Here is a 5687-nt window from a genome sequence, read left to right on the forward strand (position 1 = left end):
CAAACGACAACTACATAATATTATCATTGACCCCTACCAATTGTCAATAAATTTTTGTAGTTGTCGTAAAATATCCACTATGAATTATATTTGATCCTTTCCTAGTATCACCCAGTTCACAGCTACTTTGTAATTTTTGTCACACCACCCATATAGGGTACTAAAACGTCGGGGATGGTAACTGATCCATCTTCGTTTTGATAATTTTCAAGAATAGCAGCCACTGTTCGCCCAACTGCTAATCCAGAACCATTCAAAGTGTGCACATATTGTAATTTGCCATTTTCATCTCGATAACGAATTTGAGCCCGACGAGCCTGAAAATCTGTACAATTTGAACAACTCGAAATCTCACGATACATGTTTTGAGCTGGAATCCAAACTTCCAAGTCATGCGTCATCGCAGCAGTAAAACTCATATCACTCGTTGTTAAGGTAATCACATGGTATGGCAATTTCAATAATTTCAGTAAACTTTCTGCCTGATTAGTCAACTTTTCAAGTTCGTTCCATGAATTTTCAGGTTTTGTAAACTTAACCATTTCCACCTTGTTGAATTGATGCATCCGAATCAACCCACGCGTATCACGGCCAGCACTCCCCGCTTCAGAACGAAATGCAGGTGATAAAGCTGTTTCATTAATTGGTAAATCATCCCCATCCAAAATTTCATTGCGATGGAAGTTAACCAATGGTACTTCAGCAGTTGGAATTAAAGTTAATTCACTATCTTGAATCTCATAGCCGGCATGATTTTCCTTAAACTTAGGGAATTGGCCTGTTCCATACATTGACTCATCATTCACCATGTAGGGCGTAATCATTTCCGTATAACCAGCTTTATCATTTTGATCTAAGAAAAAGTTATAAACCGCCCGTTCCAGCTTAGCTCCCATGCCGATATAATAAACAAACCGACTGCCTGATACCTTGGCTGCTCTTTCAAAATCTAAAATGCCTAAATCTTCACCAATGTCCCAATGTGCTTTTGGTTTAAACGTGAATTCTCGAGGTTTACCTACTTTGCGTAATTCCACACTGCCTTCTTCGGTCAAACTGATTGGGACATCTTGGTTAGGAATGTTTGGTAAATGAGCTGCCATATCCTGAACTTGTTCAGTCAATGTTTGCAATTGGGCATCAAGTTCCTTGATCTCGCCACTTACTTTGCGCATTTCAGTAATTTTGTCATTGGCATCTTCTTTTTGACGTTTCAATAACGAAATTTGGTCTGAAACCTCGTTACGCGTCTTTTTGAGTGTTTCACTTTCGACGATTAAGTCCCGACGTTTTTGATCCACGTCCAATAATTTATCAATTTCTTTTGGATCAATACCGCGTGTCCCTAAACGTTCTTTTACGAAATCTGTATTTGTGCGAATATTTTTTAAATCTAACATTTTCATGTCCTCCTTCAATTTTGTATACATAATAAAAAGACCTAATCATCCCATTAATTGGGACGAAAAGGTCTTTTTCGCGGTACCACCCAAGTTTGCTGTTACCAGCACCCTTAATTGGAGTTTAACGACCGCAGCCGTGTGAAATTACTCACCCGTTTTAATCCACCGGAGTTTCGATTGATAGCTTTCACTAACTCTATCTCGCTTTAAATCTACTTTATGTGAATCTACGTTTATTTATTAATAACCTAATCATAACCGAAACTAATCCAATAGACAACTAAATTTCAGCAATTTTTTGATCAATTGTTTGAATTACTTTTTGACGTGCCTGTGGATCTTCCACAAAATCAAACTGATCCCCATCAATTTGAATCTTTGGACTCTCATTATAATTGTCATACCACTCACTATAACGATCATTCAAGTCACGATAATACTCATATAAACTAGGATCATTATCAATCTGTTCATATGAGCGACCACGCTTTTTGATCCGTTCCAACATTGTATCAAACGAAATGTTGATATCAATTAACAAATCAGGATTCTTTTGATAATGAGTTTCTGGAAGTTCTTCCATCATATTTGTTAGTAAAGAGTCATAGATCTGAACTTCGGTGCTTGTTGCCCGACCCAAATCTGCATTCAGATGGAATAGAAGTGAATCTTCATAAATAGAACGATCCATCACACTATTTTTGGTTTGAAAAGCTTCTTTAATACCATCTAAACGGCGATTCAGAAAATAAATCTGAAGAAGAAAAGCATAGCGTTTAGGATCTTTATAAAAGAGTGGCAAAATCTTATTATCATCCACCGATTCATAAAATGCTTTTGTACCTAAATGTTGTGACAAAATTTCTGTTAACGTTGTTTTTCCTGCGCCGATTGGGCCTGACAATGCAATCATTCGAAGTTCCCCTTTATTCCTGTTTTAATACTATATATTGTAGCATGAATCTAAGGTAAAACAACATGTAGATTAAAACTTCTTTTCTCAAAAACAGTCTGTTTTATTGCAGCGCCTTACATTATACACTTATTTTTCAGCTTTTCGAGCCTTTAAAATAAAATCAGGTTGTGTTAAATCAACTTCGTCCAACGAAATAACATGAGTATGATATTTAATTTTATAATACGTATATAAAATGATAAAAATCGGGACACTCATGTAACTGATCCCAATTGCTTCCCAGTTAAACGTGGCAAACGAATGGATATCTTGACCGGCAATAACGAGTAGACACAGTACAAACGCAAAAATCGGCCCAAATGGGAACCATTTTGCATGGTAGCGTAATTCTTCGACTTTGTGTCCTTGTTTGACGAATGCCCTGCGAAAACGGAAATGAGAAATAGCAATCCCTAACCAAGCAATAAAACCAGTCAGCCCACTTGCAGCGACCAGCCACATATAGATTTCAGGACCCGCAATACTAGAAATAAATGTTAAAGCTCCCACGATCGTTGTGCCAATCAACGCCATCAAAGGAATTCCTCGTTTAGTAGTCAAACTAAATGTCTTGGGGGCGTATCCTTGTAATGCCAACGAATAAAGCATTCGGGTTGAAGCATACATACCAGAATTAGCCGATGAAATCACCGACGTCAAAATCACGGCATTCATAATGCTAGCTGCCCCAGCCAACCCAGCCCGACGGAACACTAAAGTAAACGGACTAATTTTGACATCACTTGCAGAAGAACCTAATAAATCAGGACTAGTGTATGGGATGATACAAGCAATGACAAAAATAGCTAAAATATAGAATAACAAAATTCGCCAAAAGACTTGATTAATTGCCTTGGGAACACTCTTCTCAGGAGTTTCGGACTCCCCAGCTGTAATCCCAATCAATTCAGTTCCCTGAAATGAAAATCCCGCAACTACAAAAACGCTCAGAATCATTGGAATTCCGCCGACAAATGGTGCTTTCTTATAGGTAAAGTTATTTAGATAAGTGGCATGACCACCCATGATGCCAAAAATTACAGCGACACCAATAACTAAGAAAATAATTACCGTGACAACCTTAATCAACGCCATCCAGTACTCAGTCTCGCCAAACGCTTTTACCGTTAAAGCATTAATTGCAAAAATTAAGATCAGCGCCACTGTACTCCAAACCCAGCCAGGTACGTTGGGTAACCAAAATTTCATAACAATGGAAACTGTACTGATATCAACAGCTAAGGTAATTGCCCAGTTAAACCAGTAATTCCAACCCATCGCAAATCCTAAAGCTGGATCCACATACTTTGTTGAATAGGTTGCAAACGAACCAGAAACTGGCATGTAAGTGGCCATTTCCCCCAAACTCGTCATCAAGAAATACACCATGATTCCCATTGCAACGTACGCAATCAGTGCACCAGCCGGACCAGCCTCTGAAATTGCTGACCCACTGGCCACAAATAATCCAGTTCCTATACTTCCTCCAAGTGCAATCATGGAGATATGCCGTGTCTTCAAAGATCGATCAATTGAATGATTCTCTTCCTCTGCCATAAAACTACTTCCTCCTTAAAATTCGAATTAAAAAGGCAATCTTATTTTTAACCAATAAAAAAAGCCTTTTTGCATAACAAATCGCCATACAAAAAGACTTACTAAATTTCTCAGTCAAATCGTAGATAGCGCCCCGTGATGTGTTTGAATGCATCACGACAGTCCCTGATTTATTAAACCAGAGCCCAACTCTAAGTTGAAAAAGCAACTTAAAATTTCGGCCAAACACCCTTTTGCAGCTTGTCTACAATGCTTTTTCATCTACAAGCTGTGACTGATGAGTTTGGCAACCTCTTCTTTCGATATGAATCAATTATATACAAGCTCAGTGTATCTGACAACACCAAGTGTTAATCATTCGTTAATTTTGTGCCCTGAATTTTCTCGTTTAACTTTTGAAACTGGGCATGTAACTCATTGTCAGAACCGTTCCAATCAATTCCCGGAACTGCAGGTTCACCCATAATTTTAACGAGCACATCATTCAAACTTTGATGTTTAAGATAGTCGCGCCACAAATCATCCGCCTGTTGAAATGTATCGTTTAATACATTCTTACCCCGTTCGGCAATCGGATGGGCCTCAGAAAACACATTTTCAATAAAGCCCATATCTGGATAAGTTTTAATGGGTCCTTCACTCGCTTCAACAATGTCTAGTAATGAAATTTCACTTGGCTTTTTGGCTAGTCGAAACCCACCATTATTTCCCGGAATTGAGGTAACCAAACCGGCAACAACCAGCTTACGCATAATTTTTCGCAAATAAGTCTCTGATCCTGTTAATCGATCGTGAATTACCGCCGTCGTCAACGGAATTGAGCGATCTTGTGTACACAGTAACGCAATAATACATGCTGCTTGTTCAAATCCTTTAGTGAGTTGCATAATGACCACCTTCTATAAATGCTTGCGCCGTTAATTGATAAAAATTTTCTTGTCGTGAAACCGGATTTAACACACTTGCCGGTAAAGTATGTTCACCGACTTTTTTAAAACTAAGATGTTCCAAAATAGCCGCGGATCGCTTATTTTCAGCATAGGTACTCGCCAATACGACATATGCATAGTTTTCATGAAAACTATGATTTAAAATTGATTGAACGGCTTCTGTCATATAGCCGTAACCCCAAAAATCTTGATTCACCATGTAACCTAATTCCAGTTTTAAAGGATCCCGTTCATGATTGTCACCTACCACTGGATAAAGTCCAATGCTACCGATAACTTCTGAAGTTTGCTTTAATGTCATAGCCCAAATGTTGGGTTGCATAAGTTGCTGTAAAAAATAATCACTTTCAAACGCATTTGTAGCCACGCGAAAACTAGCCATCTCCGCAATTTCTTTGTTTTCAACGATGGCACGCAATCCTGTTAAATCAGCCGGCACAAATGGTCGCAGCTTTAGCCTTGTGGTATAAATTTTTTTATTCACAGCTATCCCCGTTCATTACTTTCAACGTGTGATGTTAATATAAATTAACACATCAAAACGATCTACGTATAAGAATACCAGAATTTGTTCTCATAATGTACTTTTTTTGTCCAGTTTCAAAATGTTTCGTTGCTAACTTACTGCCACCCTTATCATACCGCACAACTAAACTAACGCATGAAATTTTATCCGCCAGTTCCAATCAAAAAAAGAACCAGAAGTCATTTCACTTCCAGTTCTGCATCAATCAATATTTAAAAATCTCAAGGTGAAACTACAAAACTTATCTTGTTGCTTGATACGAAACCGTTCATGACAGCAAAATTAGATAAAATGCC

At 38.1% G+C, this 5687-nt stretch carries 5 protein-coding genes and 1 riboswitch; all 5 genes read right to left on the bottom strand.

What is annotated here, in order from left to right; genetic code table 11:
- Positions 1–122: 122 nt before the first annotated feature.
- The 5 genes from serS to PPA04_RS09000 all read right to left on the bottom strand — a co-directional run bounded on the left by serS (position 123) and on the right by PPA04_RS09000 (position 5349).
- Positions 123–1400 (bottom strand): serine--tRNA ligase, encoded by a 1278-nt coding sequence (serS, locus tag PPA04_RS08980; protein WP_057782439.1) that lies wholly within the window; start codon positions 1398–1400, stop codon positions 123–125.
- Between the two features lie 283 nt (positions 1401–1683).
- A complete protein-coding gene (locus tag PPA04_RS08985) occupies positions 1684–2316 on the bottom strand; it encodes a deoxynucleoside kinase (RefSeq protein ID WP_057782438.1) in 633 nt (210 codons plus the stop codon).
- A 129-nt stretch (positions 2317–2445) separates the two neighbouring features.
- Positions 2446–3915, bottom strand: coding sequence for an amino acid permease (locus tag PPA04_RS08990; RefSeq protein WP_057782436.1), 1470 nt, complete (start codon positions 3913–3915; stop codon positions 2446–2448).
- Positions 3916–4033: 118 nt separating this feature from the next.
- Positions 4034–4219: riboswitch (Lysine riboswitch) on the bottom strand.
- A 46-nt stretch (positions 4220–4265) separates the two neighbouring features.
- Positions 4266–4802: an Rrf2 family transcriptional regulator gene (locus tag PPA04_RS08995; protein ID WP_057782433.1), complete on the bottom strand. Its 537-nt coding sequence runs from the start codon at positions 4800–4802 to the stop codon at positions 4266–4268.
- Complete coding sequence (locus tag PPA04_RS09000) at positions 4789–5349, bottom strand: GNAT family N-acetyltransferase (RefSeq protein ID WP_057782431.1); 561 nt, start codon at positions 5347–5349, stop codon at positions 4789–4791. Before PPA04_RS09000 ends, PPA04_RS08995 begins: the two co-directional genes overlap by 14 nt.
- Between the last annotated feature and the right edge of the window lie 338 nt (positions 5350–5687).

The sequence above is a fragment of the Pediococcus parvulus genome (assembly GCF_007990205.1).
Lineage (GTDB): Bacteria > Bacillota > Bacilli > Lactobacillales > Lactobacillaceae > Pediococcus > Pediococcus parvulus.